The sequence below is a fragment of the Halomonas sp. BMC6 genome, from assembly GCF_964204995.1.
Taxonomy (GTDB): domain Bacteria; phylum Pseudomonadota; class Gammaproteobacteria; order Pseudomonadales; family Halomonadaceae; genus Vreelandella.
Map to the genome: position 1 here is coordinate 2,754,976 of NZ_CAXNSH010000001.1, position 20,673 is coordinate 2,775,648.

Below are 20,673 nucleotides of genomic sequence, written 5' to 3' on the forward strand. Positions count from 1 at the left end.
CGCCCCGATAGACCAAGAGATAGGTCGTAAAGGAGAAAGTAATGCCCTGGTATCTGAAGTTATTAGCTGATGCACGAATCATGGACGCCGCTGGTGATGAAGGCGGTGAAGCAGGCGGCGGTGCTGTCTCTGGTGAAGGTGCTCCTGGCGGTGAAGCTCCTGCCAATGAAGGCGGTGAAGCTCCTGCCAATGAAGGCGGTGAGAAGCTATCTGATCGTGAAGCGAAGCTGCTGAAAGAAACCATGCAGCGCAAAGAGCGCATTCGCGAGTTAGAAGCACAAGTTCAGGCGTTCGGTGATGTGACGCCTGATCAGATCAAATCGCTGCTTGAAGCCGAAGCTGCTCGTAAGGCTGAAGAGGCCAACCGCGAGAAGGCGGATCTTGAGGCTCGCGGCGAATTTGATCGACTCAAAGAGATGATGGCCAACGAGCATCAATTAGCGCTCAGCGCCAAGGATCAAGAGCTAAATGAGTTGCGTGAGATTAACGCCTCTCTGGTCAAAAATCTTGAAGAAATGACCGTAGGTGCTGACTTCGGCAACTCCAAATTTATCGCCGATGAGCTGCTGCTGACACCCTCCAAAGCGCGAGTGGTATATGGCCAGCACTTCGACGTGAAAGACGGAAAGGTCGTGGGTTACGACAAGCCAGCAGGCGCTAAAGATCGCACCGTTTTAGTAGGTGGCGACGGTAAGCCTCTTAGCTTCGACGACGCTCTGCGCAAAATCGTAGCGGCCGACCCTGACCGAGATTCGCTGATCCGAGCAAAGGCTAAGCCTGGAGCCGGTTCTGCACAACCCGAAGCTGGGGCACCCGAGAAACCTGTCGCCGCAGGCGTAGGACGTATCTCTGTGGGCCTCGCCTCTCTAAGTAGTGATTAACTGAAACGAGGTAATTGATATGCCTTTGCTGGTCGAAGAAGCTGCCAAACTGTCCAATACGGACTTGCAGCGCGGTATCATTGAAGAAATTATCGACAAAGAAGACCTGCTTGCGGTGCTGCCGTTCGTGCGCTCTGAAGGCAAGTCTTACGACTACAACCGCGAAAAGACTCTGAGTGAAGCGGAGTTTTTGAGTCCTTACGACCCCGTGCCTGAAGGTGCTGCGACGTTTGAAGAGGTCAACACCAAGCTGCGCATCCTGGCGGGCGACGTGGACATCGACAAATTCACCGCAGAAACACAATCTGATCTTAACGACCAGATTGCTATTCAAGTGCAAGGTAAGGCGAAGGCTATCACTCGCAAGTTCCGCCGCTCTCTGGCCCAAGGCGACTCCAGCGTGAACCCGAAAGAGTTTGACGGTGTTCTGCGTCTGGTATCACCGACTCAGAAAATCGACGGCCTTGAGACAGCACTGTCCTTCACCATGCTCGATGAGCTGCTGGATGCGGTGCCTAACGGCGCTGATGCCATCTTCATGACCTCTGCGCATATTCGTGCGCTGCGCGCCCTTCTGCGTGCAACCGGTGGTCTGGAGCCTGCTCATGTCATGATGCCGAACTTCGGTCGTCCGATGCTGACTCACAACGGCGTTCCGGTTCTGGTCAACGACTTCATGCCGATTGTTGATAATGCCGGTGTGAAATCTTCCAGCATCGTGGCTGCTCGTCTTAACGAGACCGATGGTCTGCACGGTATTTTCGGCGGTGCATCTGCTGGTATCCGTATGGAGCAGATTGGCACTATTCAGAACAAAGACGCTATCCGCTACCGCGTGAAGTGGTATGTCGGTCTGGCTCTGAAGTCCACCCAGTCCCTGGCAACACTGGATAAGGTAAAAGTCGGTTAATTTCGGCTTAAACAGTAAGTAACAGCTTACTTACAGGGGAGACGGGGCAACTCGCTCCCCTTTTGTCTTAGGAGGCAGATATGAAAGTCCGAATCGTAGAACCCGTATTGAGCGGCTATACCGGCACCCTCTATCAAATCACCTTTACAAATGGCGTGAGTGATCGCGAGCTAAACCCCCAGGAAGTGTCGATGGTAGGGGCAGCTATGCGGATTCAATCACTGGAAGGTCAGCAAGTGGGTGCGGGTGTAGAGCAGTTGGCCGCGAAAGGCATGACGGTCGCGTCGGCTGACAAGATCAACAGCGACAAAACCGATCAAATCAATCAGCAGCACGCCAAAGAGTCGATCAGCAAGGTGGCCGACGTGGCCGTTGAGCTTCGCGATGCCCTGGTGGCGGTTGCAGAGTCGACCCCAACGAAGCGCTATACCCGCGAAGAGCTTGAAGCAGTGGCCGATAAGCCTGGAGAAGACGGCGGCATTTCAGGCCTTCGTGCTATCGGTTCAAAGCTGGGCGTTAAGGGCCGCTCAATCAATGAGCTGATCCGCGAAATTCTGGTGGCTCAGGGAGAGTAAGCGATGAAGATCGTTGACGCTGGCGAGTCGTTCTCCATCTCTATCGACATCTCTGCGGTCGCACACCCGACCAGTGCAACGTATGAAATCGCCGACCAGACCGGTGTCGTCAGGCTTTCAGAAACAGAATTGGTGGTCTATGGGGATGATGAGCGGCTAGACATCCCCATCACCTCTGAGCTGACTACGCTCGACGAGTCGGAACGTCGACGGGTATTGGTCGTCACGCTGAAAGTGAATGGGAAAGACGACCAGTTCATCAAATTCAGCGAGTCGCTGCTGGTTCAAGATCTGGGCAAGCTGGACATTCCGCGTGAGTCATTCCAGACGGTGAATCAAGCCAATATGTTGGCGATGGATGTGTATCGCATCGACAACTGGCTTTCATCGTCGGATGAAGATCGTCGTAAAGCGCTGATTGAAGCGGCTCACCGCATCAAGACCCTTCGCTTCGACATCACAGACTCGCTAGGCGAAGATCATGTGACCTTTGAAGGTATCCAGGCAGGATTCGCTTTTGAGGTAATGAGTCGCGAGACCTTTGACACCCTACCAAAGCCATTTATCGATGACCTTCTGATTGCGCAAATCATCGAGGCCGATGAAATTCTTGGTTACGGTGCCACTGCCGAAAGCAAACGTCACTCTGGCGTTCTCTCAGATACCGTTGGCGAAACCTCGCAGATGTTCCGAACCGGCAAGCCCATTCATACAGGTGTGTGTATGCGGGCTTTCCGATACCTCACTCGCTGGACAACAAGCCGCTGGAGTATTGGTCGTGGATGAGTTCTCCTACCTCGATCAGCTAGCAAACAGCGCCATTGAGGTTGAGCGTAACTTCACGAACGCGCTGATTGGCTCCAAGGACGGAGCCATATCACAAGCCAGGTCTTCTCGGATTGCCATTGGCCAAATGACCGGCGTCTCTGATACCGGCTTTTTAACGGCGTTGAGGCTTAGAAATGATGAGCTTCTTGGTATCTGCGACAGCATGATCTCTCAGTCCCTTTCGCAAGCCTCCAAAATATCCAATCAAGACGTCACGATGGAAGCTAACGACATCGCCCTTCACCACCGGTCGTTCGTTTATGAGCGTCTTGTTAGTGATGGAGGGCGAAAAGTTGCCCAGCTTCAGCTCGATATGAAGCGTATCGCTATCATCGCTCGCTCAATGCGTGACGATAACGATTGGGATACATCAGCATCGCTTCTACGCTCACGCGAGAGCGTCGAAAAGAGAAAACAGCTATCGACGGATGCAAACGGAAAATCGCAGCTTACAGAGCGTTTTACGAAGCTCCTGATGCGTGGACTTGGGGTCTTGTGTCTTGCGGATGCTGTCATGGCAATGTCGCCAACGGACAGCTTTGAAGTGGTGAGTTTTGAGGGTGAGGTTCTAACGACCATTGAGCGCGGAGAGTATGAGTCGGTGCGAGATTCACTCTTTCACCCTCAATGTCGGCGTTACTTACGCCCGCTTAATAAGTAAGTGCTTACTTTTATTCGCAACAAAGGTAGAATAAATCATGTTCCGACCGAACACATTTTGCTTTGTGAGTCAGCGCAAAGGCTTTGATGACTGGGGTCGAGAGACGTATGGGCCAAGCCTTCGAGTTCCCTGCTCTCTTGTGCGGCTGAAGATGACCAAAGAGTCGACGTCGGTGCGCGCTGACAGCTCAGCATCACGAGGTCGCGGCCAGGAAGTCAGTTCTGAATCCATCGTCTTGCTTCCACCAAGACTAAACATTCAGATCGGTGATCGCCTGGAAATACTGGGCTTTCAGCTTGAGGTGTCTTCATTGACACCGCGTTTGGACATCATGGGTCGCCATGATCATAACGAGGTGGGCTTGAAGGTATGGGTCTCAAAATCGTCGGTGTAAAAAGCACCCAATTTCGCCTGAACAACGTCGTCCAGAAGACAAACCGAGCCGTTTACTCCTTGCTTGAGCAGGCGGCAAAAGAAGCTAAGCGGAGGGCGGAGCTTCAAGCACACTTAGATACGGGTGCTTTAGAAAAAGCCTTTCGCATTAGGCGGCTGTCTCGGGCGGGTGCAGGTGGCAGAACGGTATTTGAGGTGTTCATAGACCCCAATGCTCGTCGCAATCAGCGCACTCGCAACGGCATACGTAGGCAGCGTGTTATCACCTACGCGAAAAGGCTGGAGTCCGGCGAATTTAAAGGGTTGGCCCGCAAATCCAGGGAGAAGGATCAAAGGGTTAGAAATACCGACCCTAATCTTTCAGTGGGAAGTGGATTTATGGCCCGCTCAATGAACTACGTAGAGGCGGTATACCGACGCCGGATTGAACGGGCGGTCAGTCAGATAACGAATCGGGGCTAACGGAGGCTCTTATGATTGAAAGGGCGATTGTTCAGGGGTTGAAAGATAGCCGCGTAGGCTTTGAAAAAACCCCCGTTTTTTTCAATTTCATGCCGGAAACAGTCAACTTCGCCATCATGGTTGACACCCCCATTCCTGGCTTTGAGATCGACCCTGAGCTTCCTGGTTATTACAACGACATCATTGAAATTGTCGTCCGGCATAGCGACCCAGAAGCGGGTTTCGCGTTGTGCCAGAAGGCAATGAAGGTTTTGAATGTGACGAATCAGCGGTTTGGTGATTATCACTTCAATCACGTCAGGCCAATCAGTGAACCCACCACTTACCCCATCTCCAATGGAGGTCTGTTTGAGTTCGCTTTTCGCCTTGAGTTTAGCTGTTACCGACTAGAGCAATAGGAGACTTATATGAGTCGCGAAAACATCAAATTGGGTGCGTGCAACGTCAACTTCAAAGGCACCGAGCTTGGCTTGACCAAAGGTGGCGTTGAGGTTTCTGTCGAGACCACCACCTACCCTATCACCGTCGATCAGCACGGCGAGACGGCGGTAGATGAGTTCATCACCAAGCGTCAGTTCAAGATCACCGTGCCTATGGCCGAAACCACTCTGGCACTACTTGGTTTGGTGCTGCCTGGATCCCAAGTGACCGCCGGTCAGCTTGTCGTCAATAATGCCGTTGGCGTTTCTCTGATCGATGGTGCTGGTCTGCTGAAACTTGTTCCGGTATCAGGCGGAAACGCCGACGAGCCGGTGGAGTTCGTGAAAGCTAACACTGCCGGTAACTTCAGCTTCGCTTACCGTCACAACCAAGAGCGAATCTACAACATCGAATTTACGGCCTACCCCGACGACGCGGGTGTTCTGGCCAAATTTGGCAAAGCCACACCTTAATTTAACGCTAGAAAGTAAGTCACTACTTACTTATTATAAGGGGCTTACATAGCCCCTTTTTGACAACTAACCGAGGTAACGACTGTGGCTGAGATTTTAAACCTGGATGAGCTGAGCAATGTGGTGAAGCAGTTTCAGTTCAAGGGACAAATTCACGACATTTGCGAAATTTCGCTTGGCGACTTTATCACCATGACTTCTGAACAGAAGGCTATGGAGAAGAAGTTGGAAAAAGGCGGCATCACTCAAGAAGAGCTGGTTCTCAATTACCGCAAAAATATCTTGCGCGTGATCCCCACCATGACCGACGAAACCCTCGATCTGATGACCGTTCGTCAGCTCAAAACGCTGCTCGACTTCATCAACACTGCCGCGATTGATCAGCAGGTTGTAGAGGAACACGCAAAAAAGTAACGCGGGCAGAACAGGACGATGAAGCGCCGAGGATTGAGGCCATCGACCTCGGCTTTTTTATATCCCGCGTCATGCGGTTTTACTCAATTAGCCATCGAGACGTTCTGAAACTGCCCCTGACATCGTTTTGGATGCTCGACCGAAATATCTCCCGAATTCGCGCTGACGAAGAACAGCGCCACGCCCGTCTGCTGCTCGTCACCCAGTCCGGTGATCAAGAAACGATCAACGGCTATTTCCGTGAGCTTGAGGCTGAAATCGATAAGCCCATCCGCCAAGAGGCTCGCATGGAAAAGGGTGCCATTGATCGCCTAAAGGCACATTTGGGAGTAATTGAATGAACAAGCAAGGCGATGACTTGGTTGTCGTTCTGTCACTTGACGGGAACGACTTCGAGGTTGGCATTCGTGGCGCTGGTCGACTGCTCAGTCAATTTGAAAATAGAGCCGTCAGCAGCGCCGCCCAAGTCAAAAAGCTCGACACCTCTGTTGAGGGTCTAGCGGCTAAAACTCGCGATTTAACCATCATTTTAGCTACTGCCGAGCAGGCGCTTGGCACGATCTTCCGTGCAACGTTCGGATGGCAGATGGCCATCATGAATGCTGCCGGTGAGATCGAGAAACTTACCGTCATGATGCGCGGCATGTCGTCAGAATCGGACATGGCCAAACGCAACATGGACGCTTTAGCCGATACCAAGTTCGTGACTGACTTCGCGCAAAACGCACCGTTTACGATGGAGTCGATCACCGATGCGTTCATCAAATTCCGCACTGTTGGCCTGGAGCCTACCGATGGCAGCATGAAGGCCCTGACCGATGCGGTGGCGACGTTTGGCGGTAACGGTGACATTCTCCACCGCGCCTCCATCGCCATTCAGCAGATGGTCGGTAAAGGCGTTATCTCGATGGAAGAGCTTCGTCAACAGCTCGGTGAGGCGGTTCCCAGCGCGATGGCTATCATGGCTCGCTCGATGGGCCTCTCTATGTCAGAGCTGGTCGTGAAGATCGAAAGCGGCACGGTTGAATCGCGCACTGCATTGAACAAGATGCTATCTGAGATGGCACTGACCTTTGATGGTGCCGGTGTTCGGATGATGACCACTTGGCAAGGCGTTCTTCAATCCATGAACACTCGCTGGAAGCTGTTCTTGAAGGATGTCGCCGGTTCTGCTGAAGATTCCGACAGCTACTTCTCGACCGTCAAGGACATGGCTGACCGAATGTCCCAATGGCTGACCTCTTCTGAGGCAAAACTGTTCGCTCAAGAGCTGTCTGAGGCCATGAAAGAGTTGGCGTTTTGGATGGAGAAGGGACTGGTTTTCATTTACGAGAACCGTGACGCCATTCAATCGCTGCTAAAGGTGTTTGCCACTTGGTATGTGGTAAGTCGCGCCACTCAAATCACGCACTCGCTTATTACTGCCATGATGAGTCTCAACACTCAGACCGGCATGTTAGGCACATCTCTCCAAAACTATCGTCGTCACATGGATGCGGCCAGAGCGACAGCGCTAACCACTGCAAACGCCGTGGATGCCGCTAGCTCCTCTTCTCAGCGAGCAAGTATTGCTTTTGGTGGCCTCGCCGGATCTGTAGGTCGCGTGGGAATGGCACTCGCCTCTATGGCAGGGCCAGCGTTTGCAGCAGTCTCCATTCTTTACACCGCTTACCAAGCCATCAAAGAGCTAACCGGCGGCGTTGACGAGGCGACACGAACCATTCTGGAAAGTCGCGGACTATTGGCCACAACCGAAAACGTCGATCAAATTAGAGAGCGTTTTCAGGAAAAAACAGCCGAACTAGAACGCGAGGAGGCGTGGCTTGCGCAATACCAGAGCCGAGCTGTCAATCCGCGACTGAGCCAATATGAGCGTGGCCAAGCCCAGTCACTTGTCGACGCCACAACGGTTCAGATTGAGCGTCTGCGGGCCGAAGCTGATGAGGCTCAGAGAGCCTTAGAGGTGGGCGAGCAAGGTCTTCACTATCTAAACGTAGAGCGCTCCAAAGCCTCTGTCGAGCGGATGCTACAGCATCAAATCGACCCTCTTCGTGCCGCCTTCCGAGAGCAGCGTGAAGAGCATTCGCGCATGTTGACGGAGGCTCGTGGCAATCAAGAGCGAGTCGACGAAGTTAATCGCCTTGCCATTCAGTCGGCACAAGACCTGCTGGACGGTCAGTTGCAGGTGATCTCAAGTAACTTGGCAGCCGAGCAGGCGGTGATTGACCGCTACAAAGACTCTTCAGGTGAGCTAAGTGAAACTGCCAAAGCTGAAGTTGCTCGCGCAGAAGCAGCCATCGCCGCTTTGCGCGAGAACGAAATTGCCTTCCGTGAGCAGCACCGCAACTTTGTTGAGTCGTATGAGCAGGCCAACCAATACGTCGAGAAGCCTTCAACTGCAAAGCCGAAAACCCCTCAGTTCATCAAAGACTCCGAGCGTGCGCTGGCCAGTATGGGCACGTTGGCTAATGGCTTTGCTATCCGGCTTGCACAGGTAAGAGGCACTGCCGAAGAGATCAACCCCCACCTGGAGGGGTTAAACGAGCGCATCAGTCAGCTTGCCGAGTCGATCACCGACAAAGACCGAACCATGTTCGATCAGTTGTCGGCCCAAGCGCGTGACTTCGCAGAAGAGCTTTACAACATCGAGCGGCTAAAGAAAGCCGAAACCGATGGCCAAAAAGCCTACATGCAGTTGCTCGGTAAAACCGCTGGCTTCATGGAAGACACCGAAGAAGGTCGTCTGATGCGTTTGCGCTTGCAGACCCTTGAGCTAAACGAGCAGGTGAAGGAATACGAAGAGCTGCTGGAGAAAATGCGTGAGGCTGGCGTGGACACCTCACAAATCGCTCAATTCTCAGACGCCCTCCGCCAGTATCAAGCCGAAGCTCTCCGCGACATCGAGAAGAACGCCGAGTCTAGCTGGGAAAAAATGCTCCGCGAAATGAACGACTTCAAGATGGACTGGGCGAATCTTTGGAAAGAGACCGCTGACCTGGCTATCGATGAGATGGTTCGTTTTGTGAAGGAGGGCAAGTTCAGCTTCTCGGGCCTTATCGACCATGTGCTTGAGCAGATGCTTCGGGTTCAGTTGCAAAAATCGATGATCACTCCGATGACGAATGCGCTGGATGGCATTGTCGGTGGCCTTCTAAAAGGCGCTACGGGGTCTGCTATCGCTGGCGGCTTTGCTACCCAGGTCAACACCTCCCCTGCTATCGCTGGCGGCTTCATGGGGCAAATTGGGGGCATTACGGCGAGCGCTAACGGCAACATCATGACTGACATGGGGCCTCTGCCACTTCAGCGTTATGCCAACGGCGGCATCGCGCACAAACCCCAAGTGTCGATCTTTGGAGAAGGTGCCCACCGAGAAGCCTACGTCCCTCTTCCTGATGGCCGCACGATTCCGGTCACGATGAAAGGCGGCGCAAGCCCCAACGTTCAATTCAATCTCATTAACCAGTCGGGTCAAGAAGTTGAGGCCGAGAAAATGGGCGGACGGTTCGACGGTGATACCTATGTTCTGGATGTTGTGCTGAAGGCGATCAGTCGACCCGGCAACTTCCGCGATTCTATGAAGGGGGCAATGCGGTCATGAGCAGCTATCCAATCATGCCTAATTTCGGTGCGACGGCGGATAAAACCAAAGAGGATTCGTCTCGATTCAAACAGACCTCCCTGGACAACGCCGTTCGTGATGTCACCGAAGGCGGCTACAGCATCAATCGAGCCAGATACAAGCAGCCGCGAAAGCGGCTGTTCGAGACCGGCTTCACCAATCTGAAAGATAGCGAGAAGAAGCAGCTTGAGAATTTCGAGGTGTCCGTAAACGGCACCATTGAGCCTTTCTATTGGCGGAACCCGCAAACGAAAGAGCTGATCTTGGTTCAGCTTCAAGGGCCACTCACGTTCACCTATTCGGGATCCGGCAACAACAAGCGCTGGAACGTCCAAGACATTAAGTTGAGAGAAGTCTGATATGCCACGTCATCACTCTGTCGCCACTGTAATTGATAAAAACCGGATCGCCTCTTCGGAGGCGTTCATTCCCATGTTGGTCATCGATGTGATCGATCACGCGACCGGCAATTTGGTCGAGAAAATCCGTTTGTGTCGCAACGGAAATACCGACATCGAATATCAGGGTAACGTTTACGCCTCCACCGAGTTTGATCTTAATCATTCTGCCGAGATCGACTCACCCTCTGAGGTGTCACTGTCGTTTTTCGACCGAACCGGTGTCGTGGTTCGCTATATGGAGAATTATCGGGGCGGCGTGGGCTTTAAGGTCGAGATGTTCTTTTTGAATACCGGCAACATGAGTCAGCCGCCAGAGTTCAAAGAGACGTATGCCGTCAAAAAGGCATCTGCCAACAGTCAGGATTACACCCTGTCGTTTGTCCTTGGAATGGAAAACCCGCTCTCTCTTCGCCTACCGCGCAGAATGCAGCGCAGAGACCGTTGCCAGTGGCAATACAAGGGGCCTGAGTGCAAATACACCGGTGGTTTAAAGAGCTGCGATTACAGTCTTCAAGGCCCCAATGGATGCTCTGCTCACAACAACGAAGAGAATTATGGCGGCTTCCCAGGTATTAACGCTGGGTGATATGATAAGTAAGTGATTACTTACTATGCCTTGCGCTCATTGCGAGGTCTTTTTTGAGCAAAAGAGGAAGTAAATGGTTACTTACCGCGATCTGTTGGCGGCCAAGTTTCGCATTAACGGTAGAGGCGAAGACGGCACCTATGACTGCTACGGACTCTGCATGGAGGTCTCTAGGCGTCTTGGCAAAGAGCTTCCAGAGATTCACACGCCAGACAAGCACGTTGGCATGGACAAGCTGCTTATTCGTGAAACCGAGTCGGGCATTAGATGGCGTCCTGTCGCCCCAGAAGAAGGCGAATGGGGCGCTATTGAAGGCTCTGATCGACTTGGAAACACCCTCCTCTACGGCGTCAAAAGGGGCGCTATCGCCTACTTCCGTGTCGATGGTGTCCTGGCTCACGTTGGCATCGTAATCGCCCCAGATCGCTTCATTCACGCATGGGAGAAGGCTGGGGGCGTCTGCACTGAGCGGCTTTCAGCATGGAAACCTCGTTTGGTAGGACTCTATGAACACAGAACTGATAGCCGTTGATCAGGTGGGCGAAGATTTCGTCAATCTGGTCGTCGTTTATAACTGCTTCAACATGCAGGATCGGGAGCTATCCAAGCTCATTCACGACCCTCGCAAATCCCTAGCCGACTACATGACAGGGCTGCCCGAGCCTGAGAAATGGTCGGTGTCGGTCAACGGTGAGCTGTTTGATGTCGGTGAATGGGCTGCTGTGTATCCCGTAAAAGACGACTTCATCACCGTCATACCGATCCCTCATGGTGGCAACAAGGGCAAAAGCGTCCTACGAATCGCCGCAATGGTGGCAATAGCCGTCGCGGCTCCTTACATGGTGCCAGCCACCTGGGGAGCCGTCGCTACTTCCGCAGCCATTGCCGGTATCAACATGGCAGGTGCGATGGTGGTCAACGCCCTTCTGCCGATGCCTACCCCTTCTACCCCTGGCTATGGTGATACCAGCGAATCCTCTACTTACGGTGTTGATGGGGCCAAAAATACCAGCACGGAGCAAACCTCCGTTCCGCTGATCTACGGCGAATACCGCTACGCCGGAAACATGGTCAACGTAAAGACCGAAAACGTCGACGATACCCAGATTATCACTTCTCAGATGGTGGTCTCTGAGGGCCCTATCGAGAGCATTGGTGATTTCCAGGTTCAGGATCAGCCGATTGCCAACTACGAAGACGTCGAAACCATTACGCGCCTTGGTGTGGACAATCAGGCTATTTCTAGCTGGTTCGCAGCCTCCACTCGGATGGTCAATAAGTCTGTCACTCTGACCACCAGTCATACCACTCATTTAACAACCGATGTGGTTGACGGTTTTCGGGTCGATCTTCTTTTCCCTAGCGGCCTTAGTGAAATCAACAAGAGCGATGGCAAGCGGCTAAATCGCACGGTGAGCTTTGCGATTGAATACAACCGCCAGGGAACCTCGACCTGGACCAGCATTTCGCCAAAGCAATATCGGCCGCTCAATGACGCATCCATTCTCGCGAGTGCCGACAAACTCCGCGTTGAGTATCAGCAGCGCCTCACAGGAACAGGTAGTCGGTCAGTCACCGGCAATCTATTCGTTCGTGTGGGTTCTGGTGCCTGGGTTCTAAAGCAAACCAAGACACACACCGTCTCCCTTTCGAGTGGTAGCGGCTTCTTGTCGGGTGCATTCAACGTCGATCTTAACGACATGGGTAGCGGCGCTAAAAGCTACAAGGTCGAATGGACTGGCGCATCACCCGCCATCACCGCTTCCTCTCGCTACGCCATTGAGCCGACGGTGACGGCCAAAACGGGTCAGCCGCTTCGCCGGTCTTTCGACTCCCCTGTTCTCGCTCAGGGCATCTATAACATTCGGATTCGCCGTCTGAATGATGAATCTACAAGCGACCTGATCACAGATCGCGTGACGCTCACCGATGTTGCGGAAATCATCAATGAGCGCGTTCGATATAACCACACGGCTTTCTACGGCGTCCGCATCCGCCTTTCTGACCAGCTCAACGGGATGCCACGCATTACCGCTTTGGTCAAAGGCATTAAGGTCAAGCACTACGATTATTCCGGCCGAGTAACCAAAGCCGCGTGGTCGAACAACCCCGCCTGGATCGCGCTCGATATGCTGACCAACCGCCGTTATGGCGCTGGCCTGCCCCTATCCCGTATCGATATTCGCATGTTCGTTGAATGGGCGGAGTTCTGCGCTCAGCAGCAACTCACCTTCAACGGCGTCTTTGACTCTATGAGTAACATTTGGGACGCCTGTCAGGTCGTTCTTCGTGTTGGTCGCGCACGCTTCGTTTCTGTGGGTAACGTTTACAGCCTCGCCATCTATCGAGCTTCCGAGCCGGTCATGATGTTTGGCTCAGGAAACATTATCGAAGGTAGCCTGCAACTTAGCTGGCAGAGTCTCGAAGATCGAGCCAACGAGTTTGAGGTTGAGTATTTCGACCGAGAAAACGACAACAAGCCCGCCATCGTTCGAGTGGTAAATGAGAAGGCGTTAGATCGAGGAGAGCCGCAGCGCATTTCCACACTGCGCATGGTCGGCATCGACAATCAGGCTCAGGCGCTCAAAGAAGCTCACTTCCAAAAGGCACTCAACGAACACCTGATCATGACCGGTCAGTTTGAGGCAACGGTCGAGTCGATGGCTTGCGGTGTGGGTGACGTGGTGCTTCTTCAGCATGACATGCCTGATTGGGGCGAATCCGGTCGCGTAAAACCAGGATCGACTCGCAGTCTGATTAACGTTGATCGCCCACTGTCACTGGCAGCAGCGCCGGTCAATATGTCGTTTCTGATTTTGCACCCTGCGGTGATTCGAGGCACGGGTGTCATCAGTAACATCAACACCACCAACAAGATTATTTACCTCACTGGGCTTTCCACCTCAATTCGGGGCAAGCGCATCAGAGTCGGCTCTAAAGACCTGCTCGTTTTATCGATGTCTGCATCGGGTGGTTATCTCGAAGTGGTCTTGGAGAACGTTTCTGGGCTGTCAGTGGGTAATTCGGTGGAGCTTTGGGATACCGACGTCATCGAGACGCGTGCTATCCAAGCCTACGATGCCGCTAAGCAGCAGGTTCGACTCTCAGGCCCGTTATCCGTCGACCCGCAAGACTTCGCTAACTATATGGTTGGCAAGTCCAACACGGCCGCCAAGCCGGTTTCTATCACAGGAATCTCCGGCAATGGCGAATACAAGCGGATGATCAAATTCATCGAATACAACGCCACTGTATTTGATCCTGAAAATGCGCAACCTACCCCGATTTACAGCCGCCCCATCACTGCCGTTCAGCACGTTCGCGACCTTCGTGTTTTAGAAGAAGTGACCATGCGCACTGGCTCACTCACCTCTGATCTGGTGGTGTCTTGGTCGAAGCCTTCGGATGGCAACTACGCGGGCGCCCAGGTTTATATGTCGCGTAACGGAGGGCCATTACTCCGTCATGGCACAGCAGCAGCAGGAGCAACGGTCTATCACACGACAGGCGTGTTCGGCGAGACGATGGTCTTCAAGGTAGTGGCCTATGATGGTGCTGGTCGTGTAGCAGACTTTGATACCGCGCCGATCTTTGAATACAGCGTGGTGAAGTCGAGCGACCTTCCCCCTGTCGTTCAAAACTTCCGTGCAACGCTCGGCATGGATGGCGTTGAGCTGATGTGGGACTTGATCGACGACCCAGACGTCGTGAGTTACGAGATCCGTGAGGGGGCGAGTTGGGCAGCGGGTAAGGTGCTAGTAAAAAAGGTCGCCAGCAACCGCTTCTTCTCCACCGACAAAAACCACTCTTACATCTACTGGATTAAAGCCACCGATGTTACGGGCAAGCAGTCGTCAGCAGCGTCAATGGCCACCGTCGTTGACCTTCTAAAGCCTGCAATGCCCACCAGCGTCGACATCGAGGCAACCAGCTTTGCCATCAAGCTGATGCCCAATGGGCTATCCCCTGGCGCTTTGTGGGAGTTCCGCCGATCTAACGTGGCGCTTGCCACCAACATGATTGAATCTAACGCCGTCAAAGTGGGGCAAAGCACGGTATTGGTAGACACTGGCTTAAAGCACGGCACCAAGTATTACTACTACATTCGCGGCGTAAATGCCTTTGCCGTGGGCGACTGGTATCCCGTCCAGGCCACCACCAAAACGGACATCCCTGAGATTCTGGATGCTCTGGCGGGTCAAGTGCGTGAGTCGCATCTTTGGGGCGAGCTGAACAAGCGCATCGACCTCATCGACGGCCCTGAAACACTGGCAAATTCTGTCGCTCAGCGATTGGCAAACGAGGCATCTCAGCGCGTGGCGGCGATCAACACCGAACGCAATGCTCGTATTGTAGCCGTTACCGCCGAAGCCACGGCCAGAGCAAACGCTATTTCCGCCGAAGCCACGGCCAGAGCAACCGAGATTAACTCCGAGCGAGTGGCACGTCAGAACGCTATTGCAGCAGAGGCTTCAGCTCGTGCAGCGGCGATCACTAAAGAGCAAGGCGACCGTGCAGCCGCAGTCAACTCTGAGCGATCTCAGCGCATTTCAGGCGATACCGCCCTCTCCAATACCATCGACACGCTAACGTCGGTTGTAAACAAGAATGTTGCTGACATTTCGACCGAGAAGACAGCGCGAGCCACTGCTGACAGCGCTCTTGCATCAGACATCTCCTCTCTTTTTGCCAAAATCGACGCTATGCCAAGCTGGGTCAACGGCTTTGAAGGGATCGATTATGACGCATGGGTGGCGGATTCTGGGCACACCCTTTCAACTGTAACCTCTGGTGCATTTGCAGGTGCACGTTCGGGTCGAGTTTCTTCGTCGACGAGCGCCGCTGGTAGCTTTGAAGGGGTCAAGGTTGCTCTTCCAAAGGCGACAGGCGATGCCCTCGTCGGCCAAAAGGTGAAGGTTAGCGTTGCTGCTCGCTGGAATAGAACATCTGGCCTGTCTTCCCGTGAAATAGCCATTTCTTACGTCACTACAGACGGCACAGCGATCATTTCAAGTGGCTGGCAGCGGTTCGCACTGACAAGCAATTGGGAAACGCTCAGCTTCCACTATACGGTTCCGATGGCATCAACTGGCCACACGCATTACCTGCTGATCTGGGGTGACACCTCCGGCTCAAACTTACAGGCGTTTGTTGATCAGTGTGTTATCCAACCTTCCGATGTAGATATGAAGGTCATCGAGGCAGCGATACTTGATGAGCGTTCAGTTCGGGTAAGCGCCGAAGAAGCATTATCAACTCGCATTGACTCAGTGAATTCGCGGGTCAACTCGGCGAATGCTGCCATTTCAAATGAAGCTACAGCGCGAGCCAACGCCGACACCGCACTGACCAACGCGTTTAACAGCGCATTGTCGTCTCTCAATAGCGATGTTATGGCGGCTATTTCGAGCGAATCTTCTACGCGAGCTAGCGCAGATAGCGCTCTTGCCACGAGCATTAACAACGTAAATGCCAGGGTAAATACCGCCAATGCCAATATCGCCAGTGAAGCCACCACCAGAGCCAATGCTGACACTGCTCTGACCAATAGCTTCAATAGCGCAATATCTTCGCTTGATAGTGAACTCAAAGGTTTGATTTCCAGCGAGTCAAGCACACGCGCAAGCGGTGACTCAGCTCTCGCCAATCAAATCAATACCGTTCAAAGCCAGATGGGCGATAGCTTGGCAACGGCTATCTCTGAGGTTGAAACGGTCGTCAACGGTGCATCCATCGTTAAAAACGGCATGTTCTCGACCGGAAATCTGGCGGGTTGGCCAGGAACCTGGGGGTATGTGTCTGTAGTCGCCAAGACAGAAGAAGGCGACTCGGTAGCTTCAGCAGCACCTACCAGCCACATGGCGGTTTTTGCTGATCGAGACCATGCCTCTTATCGCTATTTGTATGGCACCTACTTCCCTGTGACGGAGGGTGATGAATACACGATTCGCCTGGATTACGCCGCGAGCGCCGGTGCAACGGTCGTTTTTGACGTTTACACTCAGTGGCGAAAAGCTGACGGAACAACGACCACCAGCTCTTTCTCAGTAAGCGACGCTTCTACAACTTGGAAGCGAACCGCGCCGAGAACGTTCAAAGTCCCTGCTCAGGCAACTCAGGCGCGTGTTTACGTTCGTCGTCGTAACGGTTATGCCGGTGCTTTGTATCTGACCAATATCGTCAATTACCGAATGGACGATGCGATGTCAGCCAAGATCGACACCGTTCAATCGTCTCTTCAGGGGGATGTGGCGAGCGTTCAAACGAACCTCAATACCCAAGTGTCGCGTGTGGATGGCCGAGTCGACGCGGTCTCTTCCAGCGTCGCCACTCTGACCACAAAGGTAAACAAAAACAGCGCCGATATTCTTAGCGAAAGCAGCGCTCGCACCAATGCAGATAGCGCCTTGTCTACTCGCGTGGATGCAGTGTTGGCCAAAGCCAATACTAATGCCGCGTCGATAGTCAACGAGTCAAAGGCGCGGGCAGATGGCGATTCCGCGCTGACTACCCAAGTGAATAGCGTATTGGCTAAGGCGAATGCAAATGCTGCCGCCATCACCAGCGAAGCGACCGCCCGTGCAAATGCCGACAACGCTCTATCATCCACGATCAACACGGTGTCGGCTAAAGCCAATAGCAACGCTTCTGCCATTTCTACTGAAACGAGCGCTCGAATCTCTGCCGACAACGCTTTGTCGGCTCAGATCACCACCGCTCAATCGACTCTGAACGGCCAGATTTCAAGCGTTCAGCAAACCTTATCGACCTCTATTGCCAACGTCGATAAGCGTGTCGATGGTATGGCGGATACAACCAACCTCATTACCAACGGATCGTTCTATACCGGCGATACAAATGGGTGGACCAGCGTCAGCTCTGCAACATCCATTATTCCAGGCATTGATCGGGGCGGCTCAATTGCGGCCAAGTTCGTCATGCAGTTCCCCGACGATCAAGGCAGCTACTCGCCTCGATCAACTAGCGTTCCCGTGCGAGCAGACGAGAAATTTTCAGTCTCTTTTGATATGGCCCACGGTAACAATGGCGCTGCCAACAGAATGCGGGCGTTCGTGCAGTGGATTGGCGCTAATGGCTCGACTGTCGCGACGCACTATGGCATCACACAAAACGCAACTTACGCCTGGGTTCGGTATGGCCCTCACGTTTTTACGGCTCCGGCTAATGCCACTGAGGCTCGTTTTGGCGTTCAGAGATTAAGCGGTAACGCGGGTGTCGGGTTTGTCACTAACGTTGTGGCCAATCGTGTGGATGCTGTTTTGGGGGCGCAATACACCCTGAAGCTCGACGTAAATGGCTTTGTCAGTGGTTTCGGTGCCTACAACGACGGCACGACGTCAGACTTCGGCGTCATCGCCAATCGGTTCTTTGTGGCCGCCCCTGGCAGCACCTATGGCGCAATGCCCTTCCTGGTGTCAGGCAATTCGGTCTACATGAACGAAGCCATGATTCAGACGTTGACGATTGGCAAACTGCGCACGTCGACGGGCGGTGTTGTGGTTGAAAACAATCGTATCAAGGCGGATTACATCGACGCAGCCAACCTCGATGTTCGCTCATCAGCACGATTCACGGGAGATGTTCAAAGCACCAACTACTCAGCCGGATCCGCAGGGTGGCGCATTCGCCAGAACGGCACTGCCGAGTTTAATCAGGGCGTTTTCAACGCCGCCCTGCTCGTGGGCGATCTAAGCGATAACGTCACGATTGCCGGGGTTGATTCGCTTGGCCTGATTCGTCAGCGTGCCTACGCAGGCTCACTGTCAAAAGCGAGAGTTGATGACTGGACTCGTCCAGGCTCTACCCTGATCAATGGCAACTCTATTTTCACTGGGGATGCCTATGTAGATACGCTTCAGATCAAAGGTCGAGCTGTCACTATTCCCTTCTATATGTCGGCTGGATATTCAAGCACCAACATGCGGCTTGATAACAGCGAAAACAGGTCTGATTGGCACACGTTTACCTCTTTCTTCGTCGAGGCTGGGGCTACAGGTGGACCAGCCAACATATTTATGGAGTTTTCTCTGGCCATCCGTAGATATGACAGAACCAATTCAAGTGAGCTTATCAATGTGGATAACGCTGAGTTTCGGATCATTCGGCGAGATAACGGAGGTGTTATATGGTCGGGTGAGGCAGATACCAGAACAGACTCACTAATCAGACACACCACCCAAGGAACGATCATGCGCAATACCAGCGTCCCTGCGGGTGGGGTTTGGCTTGATGTCCAGTATCACATCACTTATGCCTGGAAATACGAAAGTGCGAGCTGGAACTACAGCGCCAACGAGGTATACGCCTCGCCCCTTCGCGTCTCAACAATGGTATCGCAGAGGTAATTTATGAAATGGTTCATTGGATACACAAACAACGGTGAAATTCTCGGCACGGTCACCGCCAGCGCACCGGAAATTGCTCGCTATATGTTTGAGCAAGTATTGGAGGTTGAGGGTCCGGTGCCCGAAGAGCTGTTCTTCGTTCGCTTTGAGGATTCCGGCCCCATAATCGTAGAAAAGGGGATCTTGGAGATCACCTATCAGGTGAGCGGTTTGAGTTTAAGTATCGATCCTCTTCCTATTGGCACGGTCATTGAGGTCGGCGGATACAGCTTGCAAACAGATAGCGAACCAACCCAAATCGACTTTGATGAGCCAGGAGAATACTCGGTCGAGATTAACCCTCCCCCTGAGTTCAAACGCGTGATATTGGAGGTGAAAGTTGGCTAAGTTGGCGATCAATAAGCACAAGACCAGAGCGGATGCTGAAGTGAGCTATCTGCAAAAGGTCGATGATATTTGCGAGGCCATGCGCATGAAGCTAATGACCCCAGGAACCGGTCAGTCGATGGTCTACGAGATTAAATATCAAGAGGCATTACTGGGCAGCGGCCCTTATATTGAGGCGGAAGCAGAGGCTCTTGGCGTCCCTCTTCAAACTGTCATCGATACCGTCATCGCAGCTAGGCGTTCTGTAGATCAAAAGTTATGTCTCTTAGAGGGGAAAAGAATCAAAACTAAGCGCCTGATCAGAGAGGCTTCTAGTGCGGCGGAAATGCACTCTATTATTGCCAGCGCGAATCTTTCTTTCGATATAGATTGACTTGGCCAAAATAGTAAGTAATCGCTTACTTACATGCTATGATTGCCCTCGTAGACAACTACCCTACGAGGGCTTTTTCGTGAATGACGAAATCAATGACATTGCCGCTTCGGCGACGTCGATCAATTGGGAGGATCGGCTGCTCTGGATTGTGGTGGGCTTCGTCCTGCTGGGGCATTTAGCTCGCAATCTGGTCGCTGATGAACCCTTCAATATGAAGAAGTTCTTGGGCGAAATGATCCTGTCTGGGCTTGGCGCAGTGGCCATCTACTCGATGGGGCTTCTCCAGGGTCTATCTGAGATTGAGATCGTGCTGGTGGGTGTTTTTGCCAGCTTGGGTGGCATTCGCGCTCTTGAATGGGTCGCGAAAATCTACAAAACCGTCAAGCAGATCAAATAACAGGAGGCACAAATGGAGCATTTTGCACCTAACTTCCCCCGTCGAGAGTTTGAGGCGTCACAGACAGCCGTCCGCCGTGACATCGACAATACCATCCCCCAGGAGCTACTACCGAACGCCATTCGGCTGTCCTGGTGGCTTCAAGAGCTACGCAACAAGATTAACCGCATTTATCGCACCGACAGCAAGGCGCGTGAATTACCTATCATCGTAACATCCGGCTATCGCTGTCCTGATTTAAATAAGGCCATTGGTGGCTCCACCAGCTCTCAGCACATGAAGGCTCAGGCAGTCGACTTCGGCGTTCCTGGCATGACGCCTCGTGAGTTGGTCGACTTTATCGTTAAACATCACCCTGGCTACGATCAGATGATCGAAGAGTTCGGTCGCTGGGTGCATGTCAGTGTGGTTGCAGACAGTCCTCGTGGCGAAGTCCTCGTGGCTCGGAAGTCTGGCGGAAAAACCAGCTACTCCCCTTTGAAACAAAATAGTAAGTAATCACTTACTTAGGAGGATCAATG

At 52.9% G+C, this 20,673-nt stretch carries 19 protein-coding genes; all 19 read left to right on the top strand.

The annotated features are described in order from the left end of the window. The first annotated feature begins 41 nt into the window (after positions 1-41). The 19 genes from AB6K10_RS13360 to AB6K10_RS13450 all read left to right on the top strand — a co-directional run bounded on the left by AB6K10_RS13360 (position 42) and on the right by AB6K10_RS13450 (position 20,650). Complete coding sequence (locus tag AB6K10_RS13360) at positions 42-881, top strand: DUF6651 domain-containing protein (protein WP_339118967.1); 840 nt, start codon at positions 42-44, stop codon at positions 879-881. 19 nt (positions 882-900) lie between these two features. Beyond that, positions 901-1,791, top strand: coding sequence for a major capsid protein (locus AB6K10_RS13365; protein ID WP_339118968.1), 891 nt, complete (start codon positions 901-903; stop codon positions 1,789-1,791). A gap of 80 nt (positions 1,792-1,871) precedes the next feature. Continuing rightward, on the top strand, positions 1,872-2,366 hold the full coding sequence (locus tag AB6K10_RS13370; protein ID WP_339118969.1) for a hypothetical protein: 495 nt from the start codon (positions 1,872-1,874) through the stop codon (positions 2,364-2,366). A 3-nt stretch (positions 2,367-2,369) separates the two neighbouring features. Next, on the top strand, positions 2,370-3,152 hold the full coding sequence (locus AB6K10_RS13375) for a hypothetical protein (protein ID WP_339118970.1): 783 nt from the start codon (positions 2,370-2,372) through the stop codon (positions 3,150-3,152). Continuing rightward, positions 3,145-3,855 carry a hypothetical protein gene (locus AB6K10_RS13380; protein ID WP_339118971.1) on the top strand — a complete coding sequence of 237 codons (711 nt, stop codon included), beginning with the start codon at positions 3,145-3,147 and terminating at the stop codon, positions 3,853-3,855. Before AB6K10_RS13375 ends, AB6K10_RS13380 begins: the two co-directional genes overlap by 8 nt. A gap of 369 nt (positions 3,856-4,224) precedes the next feature. Beyond that, positions 4,225-4,710, top strand: a complete 486-nt coding sequence (locus tag AB6K10_RS13385; protein WP_339118972.1) for a hypothetical protein — start codon at positions 4,225-4,227, stop codon at positions 4,708-4,710. 11 nt (positions 4,711-4,721) lie between these two features. Continuing rightward, complete coding sequence (locus AB6K10_RS13390) at positions 4,722-5,108, top strand: minor capsid protein (protein ID WP_339118973.1); 387 nt, start codon at positions 4,722-4,724, stop codon at positions 5,106-5,108. Positions 5,109-5,117: 9 nt separating this feature from the next. Beyond that, positions 5,118-5,603, top strand: coding sequence for a hypothetical protein (locus tag AB6K10_RS13395; protein ID WP_339118974.1), 486 nt, complete (start codon positions 5,118-5,120; stop codon positions 5,601-5,603). 84 nt (positions 5,604-5,687) lie between these two features. Next, complete coding sequence (locus AB6K10_RS13400; RefSeq protein ID WP_339118975.1) at positions 5,688-6,017, top strand: hypothetical protein; 330 nt, start codon at positions 5,688-5,690, stop codon at positions 6,015-6,017. A 131-nt stretch (positions 6,018-6,148) separates the two neighbouring features. Further along, on the top strand, positions 6,149-6,358 hold the full coding sequence (locus AB6K10_RS13405) for a hypothetical protein (RefSeq protein WP_339118976.1): 210 nt from the start codon (positions 6,149-6,151) through the stop codon (positions 6,356-6,358). Then, positions 6,355-9,618, top strand: a complete 3,264-nt coding sequence (locus tag AB6K10_RS13410; protein ID WP_339118977.1) for a tape measure protein — start codon at positions 6,355-6,357, stop codon at positions 9,616-9,618. Before AB6K10_RS13405 ends, AB6K10_RS13410 begins: the two co-directional genes overlap by 4 nt. After that, the gene (locus tag AB6K10_RS13415) at positions 9,615-9,998 is read left to right on the top strand and encodes a hypothetical protein (protein WP_339118978.1); all 384 of its coding nucleotides are present in this window, start codon (positions 9,615-9,617) and stop codon (positions 9,996-9,998) included. Before AB6K10_RS13410 ends, AB6K10_RS13415 begins: the two co-directional genes overlap by 4 nt. A 1-nt stretch (position 9,999) precedes the next feature. Further along, complete coding sequence (locus tag AB6K10_RS13420) at positions 10,000-10,626, top strand: hypothetical protein (RefSeq protein ID WP_339118979.1); 627 nt, start codon at positions 10,000-10,002, stop codon at positions 10,624-10,626. Positions 10,627-10,699: 73 nt separating this feature from the next. Further along, positions 10,700-11,158: an NlpC/P60 family protein gene (locus AB6K10_RS13425; RefSeq protein WP_339118980.1), complete on the top strand. Its 459-nt coding sequence runs from the start codon at positions 10,700-10,702 to the stop codon at positions 11,156-11,158. Next, on the top strand, positions 11,133-18,992 hold the full coding sequence (locus AB6K10_RS13430) for a host specificity factor TipJ family phage tail protein (protein WP_339118981.1): 7,860 nt from the start codon (positions 11,133-11,135) through the stop codon (positions 18,990-18,992). The genes AB6K10_RS13425 and AB6K10_RS13430 overlap by 26 nt, the downstream gene beginning before the upstream one ends. Before the next feature lie 3 nt (positions 18,993-18,995). Next, positions 18,996-19,379, top strand: coding sequence for a hypothetical protein (locus tag AB6K10_RS13435; protein WP_339118982.1), 384 nt, complete (start codon positions 18,996-18,998; stop codon positions 19,377-19,379). Beyond that, positions 19,372-19,752: a hypothetical protein gene (locus AB6K10_RS13440; protein ID WP_339118983.1), complete on the top strand. Its 381-nt coding sequence runs from the start codon at positions 19,372-19,374 to the stop codon at positions 19,750-19,752. The genes AB6K10_RS13435 and AB6K10_RS13440 overlap by 8 nt, the downstream gene beginning before the upstream one ends. Positions 19,753-19,831: 79 nt before the next feature. Further along, complete coding sequence (locus tag AB6K10_RS13445) at positions 19,832-20,152, top strand: hypothetical protein (protein WP_339118984.1); 321 nt, start codon at positions 19,832-19,834, stop codon at positions 20,150-20,152. 12 nt (positions 20,153-20,164) lie between these two features. Continuing rightward, a complete protein-coding gene (locus tag AB6K10_RS13450; protein ID WP_339118985.1) occupies positions 20,165-20,650 on the top strand; it encodes a D-Ala-D-Ala carboxypeptidase family metallohydrolase in 486 nt (161 codons plus the stop codon). The last annotated feature ends 23 nt before the right edge of the window (positions 20,651-20,673 follow it).